Origin of the sequence: Curtobacterium oceanosedimentum, assembly GCF_040545555.1 — a bacterium.
Taxonomy (GTDB): Bacteria; Actinomycetota; Actinomycetes; order Actinomycetales; family Microbacteriaceae; genus Curtobacterium.
This window is the reverse complement of record NZ_JBEPMD010000004.1, coordinates 106,504-130,597: the sequence shown is the minus strand read 5'-3', so window position 1 is coordinate 130,597 and position 24,094 is coordinate 106,504. Positions and strand designations below refer to the sequence as shown.

At 71.0% G+C, this 24,094-nt stretch carries 19 protein-coding genes; all 19 read right to left on the bottom strand.

Annotation, left to right across the window (positions count from 1 at the left end):
- The 19 genes from dnaE to rsmH all read right to left on the bottom strand — a co-directional run bounded on the left by dnaE (nt 1) and on the right by rsmH (nt 24,049).
- Nucleotides 1–3,483 (bottom strand): DNA polymerase III subunit alpha, encoded by a 3,483-nt coding sequence (gene dnaE / locus ABIC52_RS05760; RefSeq protein WP_435526069.1) that lies wholly within the window; start codon nt 3,481–3,483, stop codon nt 1–3.
- A 490-nt stretch (nt 3,484–3,973) separates the two neighbouring features.
- Complete coding sequence (locus ABIC52_RS05755) at nt 3,974–4,903, bottom strand: RluA family pseudouridine synthase (RefSeq protein ID WP_354026850.1); 930 nt, start codon at nt 4,901–4,903, stop codon at nt 3,974–3,976.
- Nucleotides 4,900–5,622 (bottom strand): signal peptidase II, encoded by a 723-nt coding sequence (lspA, locus tag ABIC52_RS05750; protein ID WP_354026849.1) that lies wholly within the window; start codon nt 5,620–5,622, stop codon nt 4,900–4,902. The genes ABIC52_RS05755 and lspA overlap by 4 nt, the downstream gene beginning before the upstream one ends.
- 2 nt (nt 5,623–5,624) lie before the next feature.
- A complete protein-coding gene (locus tag ABIC52_RS05745; protein ID WP_209676791.1) occupies nt 5,625–6,320 on the bottom strand; it encodes a DivIVA domain-containing protein in 696 nt (231 codons plus the stop codon).
- 185 nt (nt 6,321–6,505) lie between these two features.
- On the bottom strand, nt 6,506–6,802 hold the full coding sequence (locus tag ABIC52_RS05740; RefSeq protein WP_354026848.1) for a YggT family protein: 297 nt from the start codon (nt 6,800–6,802) through the stop codon (nt 6,506–6,508).
- A gap of 73 nt (nt 6,803–6,875) precedes the next feature.
- Nucleotides 6,876–7,460 (bottom strand): cell division protein SepF, encoded by a 585-nt coding sequence (locus ABIC52_RS05735; RefSeq protein ID WP_250367429.1) that lies wholly within the window; start codon nt 7,458–7,460, stop codon nt 6,876–6,878.
- 42 nt (nt 7,461–7,502) lie between these two features.
- The gene (locus ABIC52_RS05730; protein ID WP_354026847.1) at nt 7,503–8,222 is read right to left on the bottom strand and encodes a YggS family pyridoxal phosphate-dependent enzyme; all 720 of its coding nucleotides are present in this window, start codon (nt 8,220–8,222) and stop codon (nt 7,503–7,505) included.
- 8 nt (nt 8,223–8,230) lie between these two features.
- Complete coding sequence (gene ftsZ, locus ABIC52_RS05725; protein WP_126891186.1) at nt 8,231–9,394, bottom strand: cell division protein FtsZ; 1,164 nt, start codon at nt 9,392–9,394, stop codon at nt 8,231–8,233.
- A 191-nt stretch (nt 9,395–9,585) separates the two neighbouring features.
- On the bottom strand, nt 9,586–10,695 hold the full coding sequence (locus ABIC52_RS05720) for a cell division protein FtsQ/DivIB (RefSeq protein WP_354026846.1): 1,110 nt from the start codon (nt 10,693–10,695) through the stop codon (nt 9,586–9,588).
- Between the two features lie 203 nt (nt 10,696–10,898).
- Nucleotides 10,899–12,326, bottom strand: coding sequence for a UDP-N-acetylmuramate--L-alanine ligase (murC, locus tag ABIC52_RS05715; protein WP_354026845.1), 1,428 nt, complete (start codon nt 12,324–12,326; stop codon nt 10,899–10,901).
- Nucleotides 12,323–13,519, bottom strand: coding sequence for a UDP-N-acetylglucosamine--N-acetylmuramyl-(pentapeptide) pyrophosphoryl-undecaprenol N-acetylglucosamine transferase (locus ABIC52_RS05710; protein WP_209676783.1), 1,197 nt, complete (start codon nt 13,517–13,519; stop codon nt 12,323–12,325). Before ABIC52_RS05710 ends, murC begins: the two co-directional genes overlap by 4 nt.
- Nucleotides 13,516–14,688: a putative lipid II flippase FtsW gene (gene ftsW / locus ABIC52_RS05705; RefSeq protein WP_354026844.1), complete on the bottom strand. Its 1,173-nt coding sequence runs from the start codon at nt 14,686–14,688 to the stop codon at nt 13,516–13,518. The genes ABIC52_RS05710 and ftsW overlap by 4 nt, the downstream gene beginning before the upstream one ends.
- Nucleotides 14,689–14,773: 85 nt before the next feature.
- Nucleotides 14,774–16,303 carry a UDP-N-acetylmuramoyl-L-alanine--D-glutamate ligase gene (gene murD, locus ABIC52_RS05700; protein ID WP_209824779.1) on the bottom strand — a complete coding sequence of 510 codons (1,530 nt, stop codon included), beginning with the start codon at nt 16,301–16,303 and terminating at the stop codon, nt 14,774–14,776.
- Nucleotides 16,293–17,396, bottom strand: a complete 1,104-nt coding sequence (gene mraY / locus ABIC52_RS05695) for a phospho-N-acetylmuramoyl-pentapeptide-transferase (protein ID WP_354026843.1) — start codon at nt 17,394–17,396, stop codon at nt 16,293–16,295. The genes murD and mraY overlap by 11 nt, the downstream gene beginning before the upstream one ends.
- Entirely contained in the window at nt 17,393–18,889 is a 1,497-nt protein-coding gene (locus ABIC52_RS05690; protein WP_354026842.1) for a UDP-N-acetylmuramoyl-tripeptide--D-alanyl-D-alanine ligase, read from the bottom strand. The genes mraY and ABIC52_RS05690 overlap by 4 nt, the downstream gene beginning before the upstream one ends.
- Nucleotides 18,886–20,511 (bottom strand): Mur ligase family protein, encoded by a 1,626-nt coding sequence (locus ABIC52_RS05685; RefSeq protein WP_126890715.1) that lies wholly within the window; start codon nt 20,509–20,511, stop codon nt 18,886–18,888. The genes ABIC52_RS05690 and ABIC52_RS05685 overlap by 4 nt, the downstream gene beginning before the upstream one ends.
- 14 nt (nt 20,512–20,525) lie before the next feature.
- Nucleotides 20,526–22,295, bottom strand: coding sequence for a peptidoglycan D,D-transpeptidase FtsI family protein (locus ABIC52_RS05680; protein ID WP_354026841.1), 1,770 nt, complete (start codon nt 22,293–22,295; stop codon nt 20,526–20,528).
- Between the two features lie 49 nt (nt 22,296–22,344).
- Complete coding sequence (ftsL, locus tag ABIC52_RS05675; protein ID WP_354026840.1) at nt 22,345–23,091, bottom strand: cell division protein FtsL; 747 nt, start codon at nt 23,089–23,091, stop codon at nt 22,345–22,347.
- A gap of 1 nt (nt 23,092) precedes the next feature.
- Nucleotides 23,093–24,049, bottom strand: a complete 957-nt coding sequence (gene rsmH / locus ABIC52_RS05670; protein WP_354026839.1) for a 16S rRNA (cytosine(1402)-N(4))-methyltransferase RsmH — start codon at nt 24,047–24,049, stop codon at nt 23,093–23,095.
- Nucleotides 24,050–24,094: the final 45 nt, after the last annotated feature.

Below are 24,094 nucleotides of genomic sequence, written 5' to 3'. Positions count from 1 at the left end.
CTAGACCAGGCAGCGCGGCCCGAGGAGGCTCTTCAGCTCGCCGAACAGGTCGGGCGTCAGGTTCACCGGGAACGGCAGCTCGAAGGTCCGCGCGACGTCGTCCTTGAGGAGCCGGAGCCGCACCTCGGTCTCCCCCTGGTGCCGACCGAGCACGGCGGCGAGCTCGGTCACCGTCGTCGTCGTCGCCTGGCGCTCGGGCAGCGACAGCGTCAGCGGCCCGGAACCCATCGCGTCACCGACGTTCGGCTGGAACATGCTCACGGCGTGCAGGGCCTTGCCGTCGTCGCGGACGTTCACCCGGCCGCGCAGCACCACGATCGAGTCGGCGACCAGGGACGGGCCGAACTCCTGGTACGTCTTGCCGAGGAACATGACGCCGATCTCGCCACCGAAGTCCTCGATCTGGACGATGCCGTACGGGTTGCCGCTCGACTTCGCGACACGGTGCTGGACGCTGGTGAGCAGTCCGGCGACCGTGACCGTCTCGCCCTCTATCCCGTCGTCGGCGGCGATCAGGTCGGCGATCGTGATCGACTGGTGCTTCGCCAGCTCGATCTCGAGGCCGGCGAGCGGGTGGTCCGACACGTACAGCCCGAGCATGTCCCGCTCGAACGCGAGCTTGTCGCGCTTCGACCACTCGGGTCGGTCCGGCACCTGCGACACCGCTGCCGCCGCGGGCGACTCCTCGGCGACCTCGGCGAACAGCGAGTCGAAGTCGAAGCCGACGTTGCCGTTGGCCTCGTCCCGCTTGACCTTCACCGCGCCCTCGACCGCGCCCTCGTGGATCTCGACGAGAGCACGACGGGTGTCACCGAACTCGTCGAAGGCACCGGCCTTGATGAGCGACTCGACCGTCCGCTTGTTCGCCGACGAGATCGGGATCTTCCGCAGGAAGTCGTGGAACGACTCGAACGCGCCCTTCTCCGTCCGGGCCTTCACGATGTCGTCGACGACGTTGAAGCCGACGTTGCGGATCGCGCCCATGCCGAAGCGGATGTCGTCGCCGACGGCCGCGAAGAAGCCGATCGACTCGTTGACGTCCGGCGGCATCACCCGGATGCCCATGCGACGGCACTCGTTCAGGTACAGCGCGAGCTTGTCGCGGGCGTCGCCGACGCTGGTCAGCAGGGCCGCCATGTACTCGGCCGGGTAGTGCGCCTTCAGGTAGGCCGTCCAGAACGACACCACGCCGTACGCGGCGGAGTGCGCCTTGTTGAACGCGTAGTCGGAGAACGGCAGCAGGATGTCCCACAGCGTCTTGATCGCCGCGGCCGAGTAGCCGTTGTCCTGCATGCCCTTCTCGAAGCCCGCGTACTGCTTGTCCAGCTCGGACTTCTTCTTCTTGCCCATCGCGCGGCGGAGGATGTCCGCCTGGCCGAGCGAGAACCCGGCGACCTTCTGCGCGATGGCCATGACCTGCTCCTGGTAGATGATCAGGCCGTAGGTCGTGCCGATGATGTCCTGCAGGGGCTCCTCGAGCTCCGGGTGGATCGGCGTGATCGGCTGCTCGCCGTTCTTGCGGAGCGCGTAGTTCGTGTGCGAGTTCGCGCCCATGGGGCCCGGACGGTACAGGGCGATGAGCGCCGAGATGTCCTCGAAGTTGTCGGGCTTCATCAGCCGGAGCAGACCGCGCATCGGCCCACCGTCGAGCTGGAACACACCGAGGGTGTCACCGCGCTGCAGCAGCTGGTAGGCCGCTTCGTCCTCGAGGCCCATGGTCTCGAGGTCGAGCTCGATCCCGCGGTTCGACTTGATGTTGTCGAGCGCGTCACTGATGATCGTCAGGTTCCGGAGGCCCAGGAAGTCCATCTTGATCAGGCCCAGCGACTCCGCTGCTGGGTAGTCGAACTGCGTGACGATCTGGCCGTCCTGCTCACGCTTCATCACCGGGATGATGTCGATGAGCGGCTCGCTCGACATGATCACGCCGGCTGCGTGGACGCCCCACTGGCGCTTCAGCCCCTCGAGTCCGAGCGCGGTGTCGAACACCGTCTTCGCCTCGGGGTCGGTCTCGACGACCGTGCGGACGTCGACCGCTTCCTTGTACCGCGGGTGGTCCTTGTCGAAGATCCCGGTGAGCGGGATGTCCTTGCCCATGACGGGCGGCGGCATCGCCTTCGTGAGCTTCTCGCCCATGCCGAACGGGAAGCCGAGGACGCGCGAGGAGTCCTTGAGCGCCTGCTTGGCCTTGATCGTGCCGTACGTGACGATCTGCGCGACGCGCTCGGACCCGTACTTCTCGGTGACGTACTTGATCGCCTCACCACGGCGCCGGTCGTCGAAGTCGACGTCGAAGTCGGGCATCGAGACGCGGTCCGGGTTGAGGAAGCGTTCGAAGATCAGCCCGTGCCGGATCGGGTCGAGGTCGGTGATGCGCATCGCGTACGCCACCATCGAGCCGGCGCCCGAACCACGGCCCGGGCCGACGCGGATGCCGTTGTTCTTCGACCAGTTGATGAAGTCGGCGACCACCAGGAAGTAGCCCGGGAAGCCCATCTGGTTGATGATCCCGACCTCGTAGTCGGCGCGGTCCTGGACCTCCTTCGAGATGCCGTCCGGGTAGCGGTACTGCAGCCCGTTCGCCACCTCCTTCTCGAACCAGGAGTGCTCGGTCTCCCCCTCGGGCACCGGGAACTTCGGCATGTAGTTCGCGGCGGTGTCGAACTCGACGTTGCACCGCTCGGCGATGAGCAGCGTGTTGTCGCAGGCCTCGGGGTGGTCGCGGAAGACGTGACGCATCTGCTGCGGCGTCTTCAGGTAGAACTCGTCGGCGTCGAACTTGAAGCGGTTCGGGTCGTTCAACGTCGAGCCGGACTGCACGCAGAGCAGTGCGGCGTGCGACTTCGCGTCGTGCGAGTGCGTGTAGTGGAGGTCGTTCGTGCCGACCAGCGGGATGCCGAGGTCCTTCGAGATGCGGACGACGTCCTCGATCACCCGCCGCTCGATCTCGAGCCCGTGGTCCATGATCTCGGCGAAGTAGTTGTCCTTGCCGAAGATGTCGCGGTAGTCCGCCGCTGCCTTGAGCGCCTCGTCGTACTGGCCCAGGCGCAGGCGCGTCTGGATCTCGCCGGACGGGCACCCCGTCGTCGCGATGATCCCCTCGTGGTACTGGTCGAGCAGCTCGATGTCCATGCGGGGCTTGAAGTAGTAGCCCTCGATCGACGCGCGGCTCGACAGCCGGAACAGGTTGTGCATGCCCGTCGTGTTCTCGGCGAACATCGTCATGTGGGTGTACGCACCGGAGCCGGACACGTCGTCACCGCCACCGTCGCCCCAGCGCACGCGGGTCTTGTCCGACCGGTGGGTGCGCGGCGTGATGTACGCCTCGGTCCCGATGATGGGCTTGACGCCACCGGCCTTCGCGGCCTTCCAGAACTCGAACGCGCCGAACATGTTGCCGTGGTCGGTGACCGCGACGGCCGGCATGCCCTGCGCGGCGGTCTCGGCGACCAGGTCGCTCAACCGGGCGGCACCGTCGAGCATCGAGTACTCGCTGTGCACGTGCAGGTGGACGAAGGAGTCGGAATCCGACACGGGACCTCCGGTTTCGACGGGGACTGCTGCGGGGCGGGACAAGCCTAACCGGGAGCACCGACGTCCTCCGCGTGTCCGGCGTGCCCGCCGACCGGCGTCGGCCGGTGCCGCACCGCGAGCGGGCGGGACACGCCGGGTGTTGTCCGCCGAGCGGGCGCGACGCGTCGGCTGGGGACGCCGAGCGTGACGGGTACGGCCCGCTCGGGACCCGGCGGGAGACGCCACCCGACGGCGGACGGGAGGCGCGTGGCGGGGCCGCCCTGCGCCTCCCGTCCGGACGCGGACTGGCTCGACCTCGCACGAGCGGGCAGGACACGCCGCGCGGTGGACGCCGAGCGGGCGCGAAGCGTCGGGCGAGGGCACCGAGCGTCACGGATCGGGCCCGCTCGACGCGGAAGCCCGCCGCCCGCCTACGCCGAAAGCCGCCGCCGCCGCCCGCCTACGCGGACGCGGCGCGGATGCGGTCGAGCGCCTGCTGCAGGTCGTCGGGGTAGGACGCGTCGAACTCAACCCACGAACCCGTGCGCGGGTGCTCGAACCCGAGCCGCACCGCGTCGAGCCACTGCCGCGTCAACCCGAGCTCGGACGCGAGCACCGGGTCCGCGCCGTACATTGTGTCACCGACGAGCGGGTGCTTCGTCGCTGCCATGTGCACACGGATCTGGTGCGTCCGCCCGGTCTCCAGGTGCACCTCGAGCAGGCTCGCCGACCGGAAGGCCTCGAGCGTCTCGTAGTGGGTCACGCTCGGCTTGCCGTCCGCCGTGACCGCGAACTTCCAGTCGCTCGACGGGTGCCGGCCGATGGGGGCGTCGATGGTTCCCGAGGTCGGGTCGGGGTGCCCCTGCGCGAGCGCGTGGTAGACCTTCTCGACCGTGCGCTCCTTGAAGGCCCGCTTCAGGTGCGTGTAGGCGAGCTCGGTCTTCGCGACCACCATCAGGCCCGAGGTGCCGACGTCGAGCCGGTGCACGATCCCCGCGCGCTCGGCGGCGCCGGAGGTGGCGATGGTGAAGCCGGCGGCGGCGAGGCCACCGGGCACGGTCGGCCCGTCCCACCCGGGCGACGGGTGTGCGGCGACGCCGATCGGCTTGTCGACGACGACGATGTCCTCGTCGTCGTGCACGATCCGCATGCCGGGGACCTCGACGGGCACGATGCGCGGGGGTTCCTTCGGGGACCACTCGACCTCAAGCCACGAGTCGGCGTGCAGGCGGTCGGACTTGCCGACCTCGACACCGTCCACGCGGACGCCGCCGGCGGCGACGACCTCGGCCGCGAAGGAGCGCGAGAACCCGAGGAGCTTCGCGATGGCCGCGTCGACCCGTTCACCGGCGAGGCCGTCGGGGACGGGCAGGGAACGCTGTTCGCTCACGTCGCGTCGTGCCCGAGGACGTCGCGGCCGTCGCGCGGCGCACGCGGGTCGGGCTCCGCGACGCCCGGACGGGAGGCGCAGGACGGCTCCGCCCCGTCGGCGACCGACGAGCGGGCGGTCACGTCCGAGCCCGCAGCCGCGTCCGATCCGTCGGCCACAGAACGGCGGCTCGCCGCGTCGGCCGCGCGCTGCTGCTTCGCGGACGGTGCACGGGTGCCGTCGAGGTTCACCCCGAGGATGACGAGCAGCACGAAGACGACCATGCTCACGCAGATGAACGAGTCGGCGATGTTGTAGATCGCGGGCATCATCCAGGGCATCGAGATGAAGTCCACCACGTGGCCACGACCGAAGCCGGGCTCACGGAAGAGCCGGTCGAGCAGGTTGCCGAGCGCGCCGCCGAGCAGCATGCCGAGCACGATCGCCCACCACATCGACCGGATGCGACGTGCATAGACGATGATGGCGACGACGACCGCCGTCGACACGATCGAGAACACCCACGTCATGTTCACCGCGAACGAGAACGCCGCGCCGGGGTTCCGGACGTACAGCAGCTGCAGCGCGTCACCGAGGACGGGCACGGCCTGGCCGTACGGCAGGTTCGCGACGACGAGCGCCTTCACGCCCTGGTCGAGCGCCACCACGACGACAGCGGCGAAGGCCAGTGCCGCGATCGCGCGGACACTGACCTTCGCCGTCGGTGCTGGTCTGACCAACGTCAGTTGCCGAAGCCCTGCGCCGAGGCCGGCGCGGGGGTGAGGCCGGACTCCTGCGAGCCGGACCCGTCGAGCTCCGAGAGCTGACCCTGGATGTAGCTCTTGAGCTGCGCACGGTAGTCGCGCTCGAAGGTACGGAGCTCGTCGATCTTGCCCTCGAGCTGGCGCTGCTCCTGCTCGAGCACGGCCACGCGCTGGCGGTTCGTGTTCTCGGTGTCGGCGATGATCTGGCGCTGCTTCGCCTCGGCCTCGGAGACCAGGCGGGCGGCCTGCGCGGTGCCCTCGGCGATGAGCGCGTCGCGCTTCTCGATGCCCTCGCGGACGTGCTCCTCGTGCAGACGACGTGCGAGCGTGAGGAGGTTCGTGGTGCCCTCGGTGTCCTCGTCGGCGGGGACCGTCGAGGGGGCCGGAGCAGCGGCGGCGACCGGCGCGGGCTCCGGAGCGGCGGCGACGGGGGCCGGCTCGGGCTCGGGGGTCGGCTCGGGCTGCTGCTCGACGGACTGCTCGGCAGCGGCCGGCTTCGGCGCCGACTCGGCGGCCTGCAGGCGCTGGCGGAGCTCGTCGTTCTCGGCCGTCAGGCGGCGGAGCTCGACGACGACCTCGTCCAGGAAGTCGTCGACCTCGTCCTGGTCGTAGCCCTCGCGGAACTTCGTCGGCTGGAACCGCTTGTTGACTACGTCTTCCGGCGTCAAAGCCATTGCCGTCACCTCAATAGAACTGCTGAACGTGTGGAACCACTTGCGTCGCGACCGAATCTACCAGCCGCCACGAGCGGTGCGGATGTCCGCCGGAGCGGACATCGATCCCGACCACCGTACACCGGGGCCGGATCGGAACCGTCACCTTGACCGCGGCGTGGCGCGTGTCACGGTCGGGGAACTGCTCAGAACCCGCGTGCGAGGCCGCCGACGATCACCCGGAGGATGATCACGACGAGCATGACGATCGTCCACCCGAAGTCGAGTGCGACCGGCCCCAGGCGGAGCGGCGGCAGCAGGCGTCGGACGAAGCGGATCGGCGGGTCGGTCATGGTGTAGACCACGTCGGCGACCACGAGCAGGGCGCCGCGCGGACGCCAGGTGCGGTTGTACGCCTGGACGATGTCGAACGCGAACCGACCCCACATCACGAAGAAGTAGAGCAGGAGGGCGAAGGAGAGGATCCCGAAGACCAGTGACACGATGGGGCTCGCTCGGCTCGGGTGCAGCCGCCGTCACGGCGACCGCACGGGGCGGGGTGAACCGGGCTCCGGCTCAGGACTGGGCGAAGAAGGACGCCTCGATGTCGGACTCTACCTCAGCGGGCTCACCGCTCACCGCGACGTGGGCCGGGGACAGCAGGAAGACCTTGTTCGTCACGCGCTCGATCTTGCCGTACAGGCCGAGCGACAGGCCCGAAGCGAAGTCGATCATGCGGCGGGCGTCCGACTCGGTCATCTGGGAGAGGTTGATGATGACGGGGATGCCGTCGCGGAAGCTCTCGGCGATGGACTGGGCGTCCTTGTACTCGCGCGGGTGGACGGTGAGGATCTCGTTCATTTCCTGGACCGGGGTCGCCTTCTGTGCGGTCGTGTGCGAGCGGCGGAGCGGGGTGACCTGGGCGCCGCGCTGGTGGGTGTGCGTCTTGGGCTCGGCGGGTGCGGCGGCCGGAGCTGCTGCCGGCGCAGCGGCGGCGGGAGCGGCGGCAGCCGGTGCCTGCGCGGCCGGTGCTGCTGCCGGAGCGGTGGCGGGGGCAGCGGCCTGACGCGTCGGCGCCGCCGACTGCTGCTGCTCGTCCTCGTACAGTTCCTCGTCCGCGAGGCCGAGGTACACCATCGTCTTCTTGAGCGGGTTCGCCATGGTTCCTCCGGAGGTCGGTGCTCGTGATGCCCTGCAACGAGGCTAGGGTGCGGCCGGCCGGTTTCCCGTGATTGCGGTCCCGATCCGCAGGTGTGTCGCGCCCTCGGCGATCGCCTCGGCGTGGTCGCCGCTCATGCCGGCCGAGATGTCCGTCGCGCCGGGTGCGATCGCTGCCACGCGCGCGGAGATCCCGCGCAACCGAGCGAAGGCGCGCCGGGGCTCCTCGTCGAGGGGTGCGACCGCCATGACCCCGCGCAGGCGGACGGTCCCGGTGCGCAGGACCCGTTCGACCATCGCCTCGACGGCGTCGGGCTGCACGCCCCCGCGGCCGGGGTCGTCGGTCAGGTTGACCTGCACGAAGCCGTCGATCACCCGGGGCTCCGGCTCGCTCTCGGTCGGGGCGAACGCGTCGACGACCGAGTCACGGTCGAGCGACTGCACGACGTCGGCGTAGCGGCGCACCTGCCGCGCCTTCTTCGACTGCAGCTGCCCGACGAAGTGCCACGTCAGGTCGAGGTCGGCCAGCTCGGCCGCCTTGGCCTGCGCCTCCTGGTGCCGGTTCTCCCCCACGTCGGTCACACCGAGCGCGGCGAGTTCGCGGACCAGCGACGCCGGGTGGTACTTCGTCACGACGACGAGCGTGATCTCGTCCACCGTGCGGCCGGCGGACCGGGCCGCGTCCGCGATCGACGCGCGGACGGACGCGAGACGCGCCTCCGATCCGTCACGGTCGACGGACGGGAGGCGCGGATCACCTGCCACGGGACGGGTTACTTCAGGAAGTCGGGGACGTCGAGCTCGTCGTCGTCGTCGAACGCCGGGTCGGCGGCGCGCCGCACGGGTGCCTCGTGCTCCTGCGTCGACCAGGACGGCGCGCTCGTCGCGGTGTCCTCGATCGCACCGGTGCCGGCCGATGCCGACGAGGCGGACGTGCCGGGCTCCGGGTCCACCCAGCTCGAGCGACGCTCCTTCTGCTGCGCACCCGGCTCGCCCCCGTCGAAGCCCGCGGCGATGACGGTCACGCGGACCTCGTCGCCGAGGGTGTCGTCGATGACGGCACCGAAGATGATGTTCGCCTCGGGGTGGACGGCCTCCTGCACCAGGCGGGCGGCGTCGTTGATCTCGAAGATGCCGAGGTTCGAACCACCCTGGATCGACAGGAGCACACCGTGCGCGCCGTCGATCGAGGCCTCGAGCAGCGGCGAGGCCACGGCGAGCTCGGCGGCCTTGATGGCACGGTCCGCACCGCGCGAGGAACCGATGCCCATGAGGGCCGAACCGGCACCCTGCATGACGCTCTTGACGTCGGCGAAGTCGAGGTTGATCAGACCCGGGGTCGTGATCAGGTCAGTGATGCCCTGGACACCGGCGAGGAGCACCTGGTCGGCGGTCGCGAAGGCCTCGACCATCGAGATGCCACGGTCGCTGATCTCGAGCAGGCGGTCGTTCGGCACGACGATGAGCGTGTCGACCTCGTCCTTCAGGGACGCGACGCCGTTCTCTGCCTGCGACTGGCGACGCTTGCCCTCGAAGCTGAACGGCTTCGTGACGACACCGATGGTGAGTGCGCCGATCGACTTCGCGATGCGGGCGACCACGGGTGCACCACCCGTCCCGGTGCCACCGCCCTCACCGGCGGTGACGAAGACCATGTCGGCACCCGCGAGGGCCTCCTCGATCTCCTCGGCGTGGTCCTCGGCGGCACGACGGCCGACCTCGGGGTCCGCGCCGGCGCCGAGGCCGCGTGTGATCTCGCGGCCGACGTCGAGCTTGACGTCGGCGTCGCTGAGCAGCAGTGCCTGGGCGTCGGTGTTGATCGCGATGAACTCGACGCCGCGGAGGCCGAGCTCGATCATGCGGTTCACGGCGTTCACGCCGCCGCCGCCGACGCCGACGACCTTGATGACGGCGAGGTAGTTGTGGTTCGTGGTCACGTCAGTCGGGCCTCCGGTTGAACCCTCAACCTCTACTTGAAGTTCAGGGGCAATGCTGGTAGATGTGGTGCTTGCTCGACGCTACGGGTGTGCTCCGCAGGCTGTCGCCCCGCCACGCCGCGTGTCGCCGATCGTGTCGCCGAGATTCCCGCCGTGTCGGAGCCCGCCGCGGTCCCCGGAGCAGACGGTCGTCACTGCGCCGGCCGGACGATGCCGTTGTCCGGCGCCGACACGTCGAACTCGACCTTGGTGTCGGGGGCACGCGAGGCGTGGTCCGCGACGAGGGCCGCGAGCAGCGATGCCTTCGCGTCGGAGTCGTCCGGGCTCCCCCACACCACGCTCGACCCGTCGTCCAGGGTGAGCGTGACGTCGTCCGCGGTGCTCGCCCGCACGTCGGTGACCTGGCGGCGGACCGTCGAGGGCAGCGAGAGCACCACCTCGGTCATGGTCCGGAACACCGGCGAGCCGAGCTCGGCCCGCTGCACGTCGGCGACCGGCACGCCCTCCGGACGGTCCGGCGAGGACTGCACCACGATGCCGGCCGGGTCCACCAGGTCGTACGACTCCCCCGTCTGCACGGCCACGACGGGCGTCCGTTCGGTGACGGTCACCACGAGGGTGTGCGGCGGGACCTCCTCGGTCACGTAGCTCTCGATGAGCGGGAACGCCGCGATGTCGCGCTTGACCTCGCCGAAGTCGATGCGTGCGAGGGGGGTGCCCATCTGGTCGGAGAGCGCCTGGCGCAGCGCGGTGGCGTCCACCCGCTCCGTCCCGCGGACCTCGATCGTCCGCAGGGCCATGAGCGGCGAGGTGACGGCGACCAGGATGGACGCACCGAACACGACCACCACGGCACCCGCGGTGATCCAGGCCGCGCGCCGGTGTCGCGCACGACGCGTGAACCGGCGCACCTCGGCGCGTTCGAGCAGCCGACGGCGACGCTTCGCGACCCGTGCCTCGCGTGCGGTCTCGGCGGCGCGGACCCCGGCGCCGATCGGGGCCTCGTGCTCGCCGTCGGCGGACGGCCCGGAGGCACGGTGCGCGTCGATCACGTCGGTCACGGTGGCCGCACCGTTCGTGTTCTCGTCGGTCGCGTCCGACGCGCCGCGTCCGTCGCGGACGCTCGTGCGGTCGGTACCGGCGTGGTCCTCGTCCGGGGTGTACTCGCGCAGGCGCTCGGCCACGGTCGACCACCCGGCGCCGAGCCGGCGGCCGGCGGCGCCGGCGAGGGCGCTCGCACGCTCGCGCTGGCCCGGCGCGGACGCCTGGGTCGACGAGGAGGCCGGGGTCGCGGGGGGCACGTCGGGGGCAGGCGCGGCGGTGGGGGCGACCGACTCGTCGACCGGTGCGGACGGGGCGGGCGCGGGTCGGGCCTCCCCTCCGGCGTCCGCTGCGCGGTGACCCGCTCGACGCGGCAGCAGGCCACGGCGCGGGCGCGGTGCCCGAGCACCGTCGGCCGGGACCTCCGGTTCCTCCGGACGGCCGTCGAAGCCCTCGGGTCGCTTCACTGCGCGCGGTCCCCGTCGCCGTCCTGGCGGAGCGCACCGAGGACCTGCGGGATGATCCGGTACACGTCACCGCAGCTCAGCGTCATGACGATGTCGCCGTCGCGGGCGACCGCGGCCGCGCGGGCGGCGGCGGCGTCCCAGTCCGGCAGGAACTCGACCTTCGACTGGTCCGTGAAGCGTTCCTGGACGAGGGCGCCGGTGACGCCGGGCTCCGGGTCCTCGCGGGCACCGTAGACGTCGAGCACGACCGTGTGGTCGGCCAGCTCCTCGTAGACCCGGGCGAAGTCGCCGGCCATGAGCCGTGTGCGCGAGTACAGGTGCGGCTGGTGGATCGCGATGATCCGGCCGTCGCCGACGACGTTCCGTGCTGCGCGCAGCGCGGCCGCGACCTCGGTCGGGTGGTGCGCGTAGTCGTCGTAGACCGACACCCCGCGCTCGACGCCGTGGAGCTCGAACCGGCGCTCGGTGCCGCCGAACGCCTCGATGCCGCGGATCGCGTCGGCGGGCTCGACCCCGAGCCCGGTGAGCACCGCGAAGGCACCCACCGCGTTGACCGCGTTGTGCCGGCCGGGCACCCGGAGCGTCATGTGGTGCTGCTGGCCGCCGGCGCGGAGGTCGACCTCGACGCTCGCGGCCTCGACGATGCGCTCGATGCGGACGTCAGCGTCGGCTGCCTCGCCGAACGTGACGATCTCCGGAGCGTGCTCGCGGGCCCGCACCCCCTCGGTCACCCGCTTCGCGCCCGCGTCGTCGCTCGACACGACGATGCGCTCGCTCGCCTTGCCGGCGAACTCGACGAACGCGTCGATGAACGCCTGCTCGCTGCCGTAGTGGTCGAGGTGGTCGGCGTCCACGTTCGTGATGAGCGCGACCGCGACGTCGTAGAGCAGGAAGGACCCGTCGGACTCGTCCGCCTCGACGACGAACAGGTCGCTGGTGCCGGGAGCCGAGCTCGTGCCGAGCGACTGGATGACGCCGCCGTTGACGAAGCTCGGGTCGAGGCCGAGCTCGACCATCGCGGTGACGATCATGCCCGTCGAGGTGGTCTTGCCGTGCGCACCGGCGACCGCGACCAGGCGGTGCTCGGCGATGAGCGCGGCGAGGGCCTGGGAGCGGTGCAGCACCGGGAGCCCGCGGCGCTGCGCCTCGAGGAGCTCGGGGTTGTCCGGCCACAGGGCGCTCGTGACCACGACGGTGTCGGCGTCGCCGAGGTTCCCGGCGTCGTGGCCGACGTGCACCTCGGCCCCGAGCTCGCGCATCGTGCCGGTCGTGGCGGTCTCGCGGGAGTCGCTGCCCGTGACGCGGTGCCCGGCGGCCAGGAACATCCGTGCGATGCCGCTCATGCCGGACCCGCCGATGCCGACGAAGTGGACCGTGCCGAGGTCGTCCGGGATCGGCTGGGTCAGGTCCGGCTTGATGGTCATCGTTCCTCCGTGGTGCTGGTGCTGGTGTGCTCCGCGCCGGGTCCGCCGGTGCGCTCCGCGCCTGGTCCGCCGGCGCGCTCCGCGCGGGTACCGCCGGTGCGGTCTGCGCGGGGCCCGCTGCTGCGCTTCGACGCTTCGCGCACGAGGGCCGTCATCCGGTCGGCGCCGTCGCGGTGTCCGACGCTGCCCGCGCGGACCGCCATGTCGGCGATCCGGGCCCGGTCGCGCAGGATCGGCAGCAGCTGGAACGTCACCCACTCGTCCGTGAACGCCGCGTCGTCGACGAGGACCGCTCCCCCGGAACCGACGACGTCCGCCGCGTTGTGCCGCTGCTCGCCGTTGCCCACCGGGTACGGCACGAGCACGCTCGGCAGTCCGACCGCCGTGAGCTCGCACACCATCCCCGCGCCGGACCGCGACACGACGAAGTCCGACGCGGCGTAGGCCAGGTCCATCCGGTCGCAGTACGGCAGCACGTGGTAGCCGTCGAGGTCGCTCGGCCCGATGTCGGACTTCCCGCCGACGACGTGCAGGACCTGCCAGCCCGCGTCGACGATCGCCGTCGCCGAACGGTTCACGGTCGTGTTGATGCTGCGCGCGCCGGACGATCCGCCCGTCACGAGCAGGACCGGGCGGTCGGGGTCGAGGCCGAACTCGGCCAGGCCCTCGGCCCGCGAGGCCCGACGGTCGAGCGACTCGATCTCCCGTCGCAGCGGCATGCCGACCACGCGACCGTGGCGCAGGTGTGTGTTCGAGAACGTCAGGCCGACGTGCCGGGTCAGCAGTGCGGCGAGCCGGTTCGCGAGCCCGGGCTTGGCGTTCTGCTCGTGCACGACGATCGGGGTACCGGTCCGCTTCGCGGCGATGTAGGCCGGCGCCGCCGCGTAGCCGCCGACCCCGAGGACCACCTCGACGTCGTGCTCGCGGATGTACCGCTCGGTGCGCCGGACCGCGCCGAGGAAGCCGCCCGGGAAGCGGAGCGCGCGGGCGTCGAGCTTCCGGGGGAAGGGCAGGCGCGGGATCGTCAGCAGCTCGTAGCCGCGCATCGGGACGAGCCGGGCCTCGAGCCCCTCGGCGGTACCGAGGACGAGCACGCGGGCGTCCGGGTCCTGCTCGGTCAGCCGGTCGGCGACCGCGAGCAGCGGGTTGACGTGGCCGGCGGTGCCGCCGCCGGCGAAGAGGTAGGTGCTCACCGGAGCACTCCGTTCTGTGGTGCGGAGGTGTCGCGCGCCCCGCCGGGACGACCCTTGCCCGGGAGTTCCCGCGCGAAGGACAGCACGACGCCGATCGCCAGCAGGGTCATGATGAGGGCGGACCCACCGGCGGAGATGAGGGGCAACGGTACACCGAGCACGGGCAGCAGACCGAGCACGACCGCGATGTTGACGAGCGCCTGCCCGATGATCCACGCCATGATCCCGCCGGTGACGGTCCGCACGAACGGGTCGTCCGACTGGCGGATCACCTTGATCATGCTGACGGCCAGGACGATGAACAGGGCCAGCACGACGACGGCTCCGATGAGCCCGAGTTCCTCGCCGACGATCGCGAAGATGTAGTCGTTGTCCGCCTCGGGCAGCCACGACCACTTCGCCTTCGAGTTGCCGAGGCCGACGCCGAACACACCGCCGGACGCCAGCGCCCACATGCCGTGCACGGGCTGCCAGCACAGGTCCTGGTACTGGTTCGAGTCGGTGCAGCCGGAGAGCCACGCGTTGATGCGGTACTGCCGGGACGCCGACGTCATGGTCACGAAGGGCAGCACGACCGCGACGGCTCCGACGATGACGAGCAGGTGCTTCGCCCGGGCACCACCGATGTACAGGGCGCCGAGCAGCAGGATGAGCATGATCATCGCGGTGCCCTGGTCGCCGCCGAGGAGCACCATCGCGAGCGGCAGCACCGTCGCGATGCCGATCGGCAGGAACAGCTCCTTCCACTCCCGCAGCCGGTCGCGCTTCACGTAGATGATCGCGCCGACGGCCAGGGCGATGCCGAGCTTCACGGCCTCGGACGGCTGGGCGCTGAACGAGCCGAGCCGGATCCAGTTCCGGTTGCCCTGGATCTCGATGCCGAGCGGCGTGTAGACGAGCAGCTGCAGGACCAGCGCCGCGGCGAGGATCCGCATCGCCCACTTCCGCCAGAGCCGCGCGGGCACACGACTGGCCACGAGCATGAGCGGGACGCCGAGCACCGCGTAGAGCCCCTGCTTCGAGGCCGCACCGAAGAAGTCGTGGGTGGCGGCGTACTGCTCGACACTCGACGACGACAGGACCATCACCACGCCGAACACGACGAGGAAGAGCGTCACGCCGAGGATCGTGTAGAACGTGCTCGACTCGGCGACGAACACGTTCTTCACCGCGACGACGGCGCCCCGCGCACGGCGAGGGGCGCCCGTGTGCTCGGTGCCCGTGTGTCCGGTGCTTCCCGTCGTCCGGCCGCCGCTACGGCCGCTCGGGAGATCCGTGGTCGCCATCGGCTGTGCCTCCCAGGTGCTCGTGGACCGCCGCCGCGAACCGGCGCCCCCGGTCGGCGTAGGAGTCGAACTGGTCGAACGACGCGGCAGCCGGGGCGAGGAGGACCGTGTCGCCCGGTCGTGCGACCGAGGCGGCATGCCGGACCGCCTCGGGCATGACCTGATCAGTGTCCGTCGCCTCGACCTGCAGGACCGGGACCGCCGGCGCGTGTCGCGCGAATGCCTCCAGCACCGGGGTGCGGTCCGTGCCGATGACGACGACCGCTCGCGCTCCGGGGCCGAAGCGTTCGACGAGGGCGTCGATGTCGACGCCCTTGAACTGCCCGCCGACGACCCAGACGACGGTCTCGAACGAGGCCAGCGACGCGGTCGCCGCGTGCGGGTTGGTCGCCTTCGAGTCGTCGACCCACGTGACGCCGTCGGCCGTCGCGACGTGCTCCGTCCGGTGGTGGTCGGCGCGGAAGCCCTGCACCGCGGCACGGATGTGCGCGGGCTCGACGGCCGCCGCACGCGCGAGGGCGGCAGCAGCGAGGACGTTCATGGTCATGTGCGGGCTGGCGAGCCCGGCCGTCTCGAGGTCGGCCAGTGTCGCGAGCTCGAGGGCGCTGTTCCGGCGGTCCTCGGTGAACGCGCGGTCGCAGAGCACGTCGTCGACGATCCCCACGTCGCCCGGGGCGGGGACGCCGGGCGTGAAGCCGACGGCGCGGCACCCCTCGACCACGTCGGCGCCCTCGACCATGCGGCGCGTGGCCTCGTCGGAGGTGTTGTACACGCAGGCCATCACGGTGCGTTCGTAGACCTTCGCCTTGGCGGCCCGGTACGCCTCGGCGGAACCGTGCCACTCGAGGTGGTCGTCCGCGATGTTGAGGCAGGCGCTGGCGAGCGGCACGACCGCACCGTCGCCCGAGGTCGGCAGGTAGTGCAGCTGGTGGCTGGACAGCTCGACGACCAGGACGTCGAAGCCCTCGGGGTCGCGGACCACGTCGAGGACCGGCACACCGATGTTCCCGCACGCGGCCGCGCGGAGCCCGGCGGCGGCGAACATCGCGGTCGTCAGCTGCGTCGTGGTGGTCTTGCCGTTCGTGCCCGTGATGGTGACCCAGGGCGCGGCGACCGGGCCGCGCACGACCTTGTCACGGACGCGCCAGGCGAGCTCGATGTCGCCCCACACGGTGCTGTGCTCGACCGACCAGCGGACCGAGGCGTTGTGCGGGGGCAGCCCGGGCGACACGACGACGACGTCCGGGGCCTGCTGCTCGAGGGCAGCCGGCACGGTGTCGAGCGGGGTGCGCTCGAACCGCGCGCCGATGACGTCGAGCAGCTCGATCGTGTCGGCCGGACCGTCGGGGGCGTACACGACGACGTCGCTGCCGAGCTCGACCAGCGTGTCGGCGACCGAGAACCCGGTCGAGCCGAGGCCGAGCACCGCGACGCGCAGCCCCTTCCAGCCCTCGGCGTACCAGCTGTCGAGTCCTTCGAGGCGGGCGTCAGCCGACACGGGCGATCCACTCCAGGTAGAAGAGTCCGACACCGGCCGCGACGCAGAGCCCCGCGATGATCCAGAACCGGACGACGACGGTCACCTCGGCCCACCCCTTCAGCTCGAAGTGGTGGTGCAGCGGGCTCATCCGGAAGATGCGCTTGCCGTGGGTGATCTTGAAGTAGGCGCGCTGCAGGATGACCGACCCGGTGACGATGAAGAACAGGCCACCGATCAGGACGAGCAGCAGCTCGGTGCGGCTCAGGATCGCGAGTCCGGCCAGCGCACCACCGAGGCCGAGCGAACCGGTGTCGCCGAGGAAGATCTGCGCCGGCGACGTGTTGTACCAGAGGAACCCGATCAGGCCACCGCACACCGCCGCCGCCACGACCGCGAGGTCGAGCGGGTCCGACGTGCTGTAGCAGGCGTGCGCGGTGCTCTCGTCGAGGCGGACGCCGCCGCAGATCTGGTTCGACTGCCAGAAGCCGATGATGACGTACGACCCGATCGCCAGGATGCTCGAGCCGGTCGCGAGGCCGTCCAGCCCGTCCGCGACGTTCACTCCGTTCGAGGTGGAGACGGTCAGCAGCACGATCCACGCGAGGTACAGGATCGTGCCGATCACGGTGCCGAGCACCATGAAGTCGAGCCAGGGGACGTCACGGATCGCGGAGATCATCGTCGACGCCGGGGGCTTGCCGTTGCCCGTCGGCACGACGAGCGCGATCGTGGCGAACACCACGCCGACGATGACCTGCCCCAGGACCTTGGCCCAGCCGCCGAGCCCGAGGCTCCGCTGTCGGCGGACCTTCAGGAAGTCGTCGATGAACCCGACGAAGCCGAGTCCGACCATCAGGAAGAGCACGAGCAGCCCGGACAGCGTGACCGAGTCGCGGCCGACCAGGTGCCCGACGAAGTAGCCGAGCACCGCGCCGAGGATCAGGACGATGCCGCCCATGGTCGCCGTACCGCGCTTGGTGTGGTGCGACTGCGGGCCGTCGTCACGGATGAACTGGCCCCAGCCGAGCCGGTGGAAGAGCTTGATGAACAGCGGTGTGAGCAGCAGTGTGAACACCAGCGCCACGGCGCCGGCGACGAGGAGCGCGATCATTCGGTGACACCTCCGAGGCGGTCGCCGAGGAATCGCAGTTCGGCGGACTTCGAGGACTTGACGAGGACGACGTCGCCGGGGCGGACCATCTCCTGCAGGGCGTGGACGGCTGCGTCGACGTCCTCGATGTACACGGACTCGCCGTCCCACGATCCCTCGAGGGTGGCGGCCTGGTGGATCGGTGCGGCGCCGGGTCCGACGACCACGAGCTGCCCGATGTTCAGTCGGACGACGAGTCGGCCGATGGTGTCGTGCTCCTCGGTCGAGAACTCGCCGAGTTCCGCCATCTCGCCGAGCACGGCGACGGAACGCTCCCCCGGGCGCACGATCTGCGCCAGGGTCCGGAGCGCGGCCGCCATCGAGTCGGGCGACGCGTTGTACGCGTCGTTGATGACGGTCACGCCCTCCGGTCCGCCCTGGAGGAGCTCCATGCGCCAGCGCTCGGCCCGCGTCATCGACGCGAGCGCCTCGGCGCCGGCGGCGAGCGGCACGCCCCACAGGTGGGCGACGGTGAGCGCGGCGGACGCGTTCATCGCGTGGTGCTCGCCGAGGATGGCGAGGCGGACGTCGACGGTCTCGGGGACCGGCGACGTGCCTCCCTCGTGGTCCGCGGCGGCCTCGTCCGGGACGGGAGGCGCGGTGAGCGTGAAACGCGTGCCGCTGCGGTCCGTCTCGATGCCGGCGATGCGGTAGTCGGCACCGGCGGACGTGCCGAAGCCGACGACCCGCGCGTCGGTGATCGCGCGCATCGACGCGACCCGGTCGTCGTCCACGTTGAGCAGGGCCGTCGCGGTGGCGGGCAGGTCGGTGACCATCTCCGACTTCGCACGCTGCGTCGCCTCGATGCCGCCGAACTCGCCGGCGTGCGCGAGCCCGACCTTGAGGACGACGCCGACGTCCGGCTCGGCGATCGAGACGAGCTTCGCGATGTGGCCCGTGCCGCTCGCCCCCATCTCGACGACGAGGAACCGCGTGTCGTGGGTGATGCGGAGCATCGACACCGGGGCGCCGACGTGGTTGTTGAACGATCCCTGCGGCGCGACGGTGGCACCGTGCTGCTCGAGGATCGTGCGGAGCATGTTCTTGGTGCTCGTCTTGCCGTTCGAGCCGGTGATGCCGACGACGCGCAGGGGGGCAGGACGACCCTGCTCGTCCGTGCGGTCAGCGCTCGAGGCGCGGACGCGTGCGACGACCTCGTGCGCGAGCGCGGCGAGGGCGGCGTACCCGTCGGACACGACGACCTGCGCGGTGGCGGTGCCGTCCGGCAGTGCGACGGCGCGCTCGGTCACGACCAGGGCCGCACCGGCCTCGACCGCGTTCGGCACGAAGCGGTGGCCGTCGGTCTCCTCGCCGAGCAGGGCGAAGAACACGCTGCCGGCGGCGACCAGGCGCGAATCGGTCTCGACGCTGCCGTCGACGACCTGCTCGGGGGCACCATCGACGAGCTCGCCGCCCATCGCGGCCGCGATCTCGGCGAGGGTCAGGGCGATCATCGGATCTCCTCCGCCGGGCCGGAGTTCGGCTCCCAGCCGGCCTCGCGGAGGGCCTGTCGGGCCTCGTCGCGCGCCGAGTAGGGCGTGCGGACCCCCGCGATGTCGCGGTAGTCCTGGTGACCGGGGCCGGCCCAGAGGATCGAGTCGCCCTCGCCGAGCAGGCTCACGGCCTTGCGGATCGCGGCCTCGGGCGGGCTGACCTCGTACGTCTCGTGGTCCGGGTAGGCCTCGCGCGCGGCGTCGACCAGGGTCTTCCGGATGGACGCGGCGTCCTCGAAGCGCGGGTGGTGGTCGGTGACGACGAGGATGTCGCTCCCCGCCGCAGCCACCCGGGCCATGTCGCCGCGCTTGGTCGTGTCGCGGTCGCCGTCGGCGCCGAAGAGCATCAGCACCTTGCCGGTCGTGAACTGTCGGACGGCAGCGAGGGTGTTCTCGAACGCGTCGGCGCTGTGGCCGAAGTCGACGTAGACGCTCGGGCCCGAGTCGCCGGAGACGCGCTCGGTCCGGCCCGGCAGGTAGCACTCGATCGCACTGACCGGGTGCTCGTCGGTCTCGTCCGCGTAGCGGCGGTGGTTCGACGCGAGGGCGTGCGCGATGGCGCCGAGCTCGAAGCCGCCCTCGACCAGCATCACGATCGCCAGTGCCGCGTTGGCCGCCATGTGCCAGCCGATCAGCGGCACGCGGGTGGTCAGCTCACGGCCCTCGGGGCCGGTCAGCCGGAACGCGGTCCAGGCCGCGTGCGCCTCGACGATGTCGACGTGCCACTCGGCCTCGACCTCGGGGTGCACCGTGATCGTCGTGACCGGGATGCGGGAGTCCTGCACCACGCGGTGGCCCCAGTCGGTGTCCAGCGAGACGACACCACGACGGGCGTGCTCGGGCTGGAACAGCGGGAGCTTCGCCTGGTAGTACTCCTCCATGTCGGCGTAGTCGTCGAGGTGGTCGTGCGACAGGTTCGTGAACCCGGCGACGTCGAACACGATGCCGTCGACGCGGTGGCGGCTCAGGGCCTGGGCGCTGACCTCGACGGCGACCGCGCGGACCTCGGACTCGCGCATGCGGGCCAGGAGCGCGTGCATCTCGCTGGCCTCGGGCGTGGTCAGGCGGCTCGTCACGCTGAGCGAGCCGATGTGGCGCTCGGCGGTCGAGCTGAGGCCGGTGACCAGGCCGAGCTGCTTGAGGATGCCCTCGAGGATGTACGACGTGCTGGTCTTGCCGTTCGTGCCGGTCGTCGCGAAGAGCTGCGGCAGGTCGGTGGCCTCGTCCGGGTGGGTGCGGTAGACCCACGCCGAGACGTCGCCGAGTGCGGCGCGCGGGTCCTCGACCACGAGCACCGGCAGGCCGGACGACTCTGCGAGGGCGACACCGTCGGCGTCGGTCAGCACCGCGACGGCACCGCGCTCGGCGGCCTCGGTCGCGAACTGGGCGCCGTGGCGGTTCGCGCCGTGCACGCCGACGAACAGGTCACCCGGCTGCACCTCGGCAGCGCTCAGCGTGACGCCCGTCGTCTCGACGGCGTCGACGGAGCCGACCACGCGCATGCCGAACGCGTTCGCGAGCTCGGCCACGCTCCTCGGGGTCGGGTGTTCGGGTCGGAGGACCGGGGGGATCCGTGCGGACAAGTGCTCCTTCTTCCTCACCACGTGGACGGGTACAGCTGCGCCTCGGCCGTGGAGGGGGCTACTCGGTACTTCTCGAGCACCTGGGACATGAGTGTGCGGAACGCCGGAGCCGCTCCGCTGGACCACTTGTTGGTCTGCGGCTTCGTGAACGTCACCGTGACAACATACTGGGGGTCCTCGGCGGGTGCCATTCCGGCCACCGACGTGATGCGCTGACCGCCGTAGCCCTTGCTGCCCTCGGCCACCTCGGCGGTACCGGTCTTCGCCGCGATGTTGTAGCCGGAGATCGGCTTCATGCCGACCAGGGTGCCGCCGGTGACCACGCTCTGCAGCATCTTCACGGTCTGGTCGGCCGCCGCCTCGGACACGACGCGCGAGCCCTGCACGTCGGGCGCGTCGATCGTCTTGCCGTCTGCCGTCTTGCAGCCCTTCACCATGTGGAGCGGGATCCGGACACCCTGGTTCGCCAGGGTCTGGAACACGCTCGCGACCTGGATCGCGGTCGTCGAGATGCCCTGGCCGAACATCGAGTTGATGTTCGTCTGCTGGTCCCAGTTCGGGCTCGCGCCGTACTGCATGCCGGGCTGGCCGGGGTACTGGATCGCCGACTCGGGCTCGAACAGGCCGAACTTCTTCATGTAGTCGTACCGCTGCTGGGTCGACAGCCGCTCGCCGAGCTCGGTGATGCCGACGTTCGACGAGTTCTGCAGGATGCCGGTCAGCGTCAGGTTCTCGGTCGGGTGCAACTCGGAGTCCTGGATCTTGCCGCCCCACGGGAAGGACCGCGAGTACGGCACGACCGCGCGGTCCGTCGGGCTCGACTTGCCCTGGTCGATGAGCGCAGCCGCGATCGCGGCCTTGATGGTCGAACCGGGCTCGTAGGTCGAGGTCAGCGCGCGCGAACCGTAGGCGCCCTTGTCCGTGGTCGCGTCGACGTCGTTCGGGTCGACCGTCGGCCAGTCGGCGACCGCGAGGAGCTCACCGGTCTTGACGTCGACGACGGTCGCGGTCGCGGACTCCGCCTGCAGCGTCTGGGCTGCCGAGGCGATCGTCTGCTGCGCCATGTACTGCAGGTCGCTGTCGATCGTCGTCTCGAGCGTGCCGCCGTCCTTGGCCTGCTCCGTCGTCCGGGTGCTGCCGGGGAGCTGCACGCCGTCCTCACCGCGCTCGTAGGTCTCCGAACCGTTCTTGCCGGCCAGGCACTGGTTGTAGGAGTACTCGAGGCCGGCCTGGGCGCCGTCGGTGCCCATGAACCCGGTCAACGCGCCGCCGGTGGCACCCATCGGGTAGACACGCGCCGACTGCTGCTCCTTGTAGACCCACGGGATCCCGAGCGCGACGACGGCCTCGTAGTGCTTCACGTCGAGACCCTTGACCAGGTAGGCGAAGTCGGACTTCGGATCGGCCTGGATCGCCTTCCGCATCGCGTCAGCGTCGCCCCCGGACGCCTTCGCCAGTGCCTGCAGCGCGTCGTTCACCGAGATCTTCTTCGTGCGTTCGCCGCCGAGCTTCCCGTCGAAGGCGGCGACCAGCCGCGGCGAGGTGACGATGTTGTAGCGGTTGACGCTCTCCGCCAGCTCCGTGCCGTTGCGGTCGACGATCGCGCCGCGGTTGCCGTAGATGGTGACCGGGATGCTGCGCTTGGCCTTCGACGCGTCGTTGAGCGCCGCTGCCTGCACCACCTGGATGTCGACCAGTCGGATCACGAAGACCGCGACGAGGGCGATCACGGCGATGATCACCACGCTGTAGCGCAGTCGAGGGTTGCGGATCGTCTTCGTCACGCGGTGCGGTCCTTCCCGGGTGGTGCGGCAGTCCGATCCCGCCCGCAGGTCACCGGGTGGTGGGTGCCTGGAGCGGGTTCGCGTCGGACTCTACGTCGGTGGTCGAGCCGGTCCGGCCCGACTCGCTGGCGCCTGCGCTCTTCTCAGCGTCGGACGTCGACGAGCCACCGGCGGCGGCGCTCGTGCTGCCGGCGGCCCCGGCCGCACCGCTGCCGTCGGCCGTGCTCGAGCTGCCCGCTGCCGACGTCGCACCGCCGGTGGCCGTGCCGCCGTCGGTCGCGCTGGCCTTCCCGGCGCTCGGGTCGGGGCCCGCCGCGAGCGGGACCGGGTCGAGCAGCGAGTTCGGCACCTGGTTGTCACCGCTCGCGGTCGCCTCGTCCGGGGCCGCCGGGGTCGGCGTGCCGTAGACGTGGCCGGTCTTCGGGTCGAGGTACACCGGCGTGGAGTTCGCGATCATGCCCAGCGCCTTGGCGTTCCGGGCCAGGTTCTGCGGCGAGTCGAGCACCCGGAGCTCCTCGGACAGCGACTGCTGCGTGCGGGACAGCTTCGTCTGCTCGGCGCCGAGTGCGTTCAGTGTGTACGCCCCCTGGCTGAGCACCATGCTGATGCCGAGCTGCGCGAGGAGCAGCACACCGAGCGCCACGACACCGACCACCGCGTAGGCGATCTTCGGCCGTGCCCGGCGCTGGGCCTTCGACGGCGCCACCTCGACGAGCTCGGGGCGTTCCCGGCGCGGTGGGTGCGGGGCACGGGTCGGTGCGCCGACGGGGTCGACGAGTGCGAGGTTCGTGCTCATGTCACTTCCGGATCCGCTCGGCCGCGCGCAGGCGCACGGGGATGGCTCGGGGGTTGGCGGCGCGTTCGGCCTCGTCGGCCAGTTCCGCGCCCTTGACGACGAGGGAGTAGGTGGGAGCGTGCTCCGGCAGCTCGACCGGCAGGCCGGCCGGAGCGCTCGAGGTGGTGCGCTCGACGAGTGCCCGCTTCACGAGGCGGTCCTCGAGCGACTGGTACGACTCGACGACGATGCGGCCACCGACCGCGATCACGTCGAGCGCGGCCGGGATCGCCCGTTCGAGCACGGCGAGCTCGGCGTTCACCTCGATGCGGAGCGCTTGGAAGACGCGCTTCGCTGGGTGTCCCTGCCGCTGCACGGCGACGGGGGTGGCGTCGTGCAGGACCTGCACCAGGTCGCCGGACATCTCGAACGGCCGCTCGGCGCGACGTTCCACGATGGCGCGGGCGTAGCGACCGGCGAGCTTCTCCTCGCCGTACCGCTGGAAGATCCTGCGGAGCTCGCCCTCGTCGTAGGTCGCGAGGACGTCGGCGGCGGTCTGCCCCTCGGTCCGGTCCATGCGCATGTCGAGCGGGGCGTCCTGGCTGTAGGCGAAGCCGCGCTCGGCACGGTCGAGCTGCAGGGAGCTGACACCGAGGTCGAACAGCACGCCGTCGACCTGATGGAACCCCTCGCCCTCCACCGCATCGACGATGCCGTCGTACACGGTGTGCACGAGCCGCACGCGGTCACCGAAGCGCGCGAGTCGCTCCCCCGCGATGCCGAGGGCGTCGGTGTCGCGGTCGAGCCCGATGAGCGTGAGCTCCGGGAAGCGCTCGAGCAGTGCCTCGGAGTGCCCGCCCATCCCGAGGGTGGCGTCGACGACGACCTTGCCCGGCCCGTCGAGAGCGGGGACGAACAGGTCGACGATGCGCTGGAGCATCACCGGCGTGTGCGGGAACTTCGGCTGGTCTTCGGCCATGTGCAGCCCCTCGGACCCCTGGGCCACGCATCCGGATCCCCATCC

What these genes read in the sequence shown, in the direction of transcription:
- ABIC52_RS05735 (WP_250367429.1), bottom strand. Translation starts at nt 7,460, where the DNA reads ATGGCGAACCCGCTCAAGAAGACGATGGTGTACCTCGGCCTCGCGGAC.
- murC (WP_354026845.1), bottom strand. Translation starts at nt 12,326, where the DNA reads ATGACCATCAAGCCGGACCTGACCCAGCCGATCCCGGACGACCTCGGC.
- ABIC52_RS05690 (WP_354026842.1), bottom strand. Translation starts at nt 18,889, where the DNA reads ATGATCGCCCTGACCCTCGCCGAGATCGCGGCCGCGATGGGCGGCGAG.
- dnaE (WP_435526069.1), bottom strand. Translation starts at nt 3,483, where the DNA reads ATGCTCGACGGTGCCGCCCGGTTGAGCGACCTGGTCGCCGAGACCGCC.
- rsmH (WP_354026839.1), bottom strand. Translation starts at nt 24,049, where the DNA reads ATGGCCGAAGACCAGCCGAAGTTCCCGCACACGCCGGTGATGCTCCAG.
- mraY (WP_354026843.1), bottom strand. Translation starts at nt 17,396, where the DNA reads ATGATCGCGCTCCTCGTCGCCGGCGCCGTGGCGCTGGTGTTCACACTG.
- ABIC52_RS05745 (WP_209676791.1), bottom strand. Translation starts at nt 6,320, where the DNA reads ATGGCTTTGACGCCGGAAGACGTAGTCAACAAGCGGTTCCAGCCGACG.
- ftsL (WP_354026840.1), bottom strand. Translation starts at nt 23,091, where the DNA reads ATGAGCACGAACCTCGCACTCGTCGACCCCGTCGGCGCACCGACCCGT.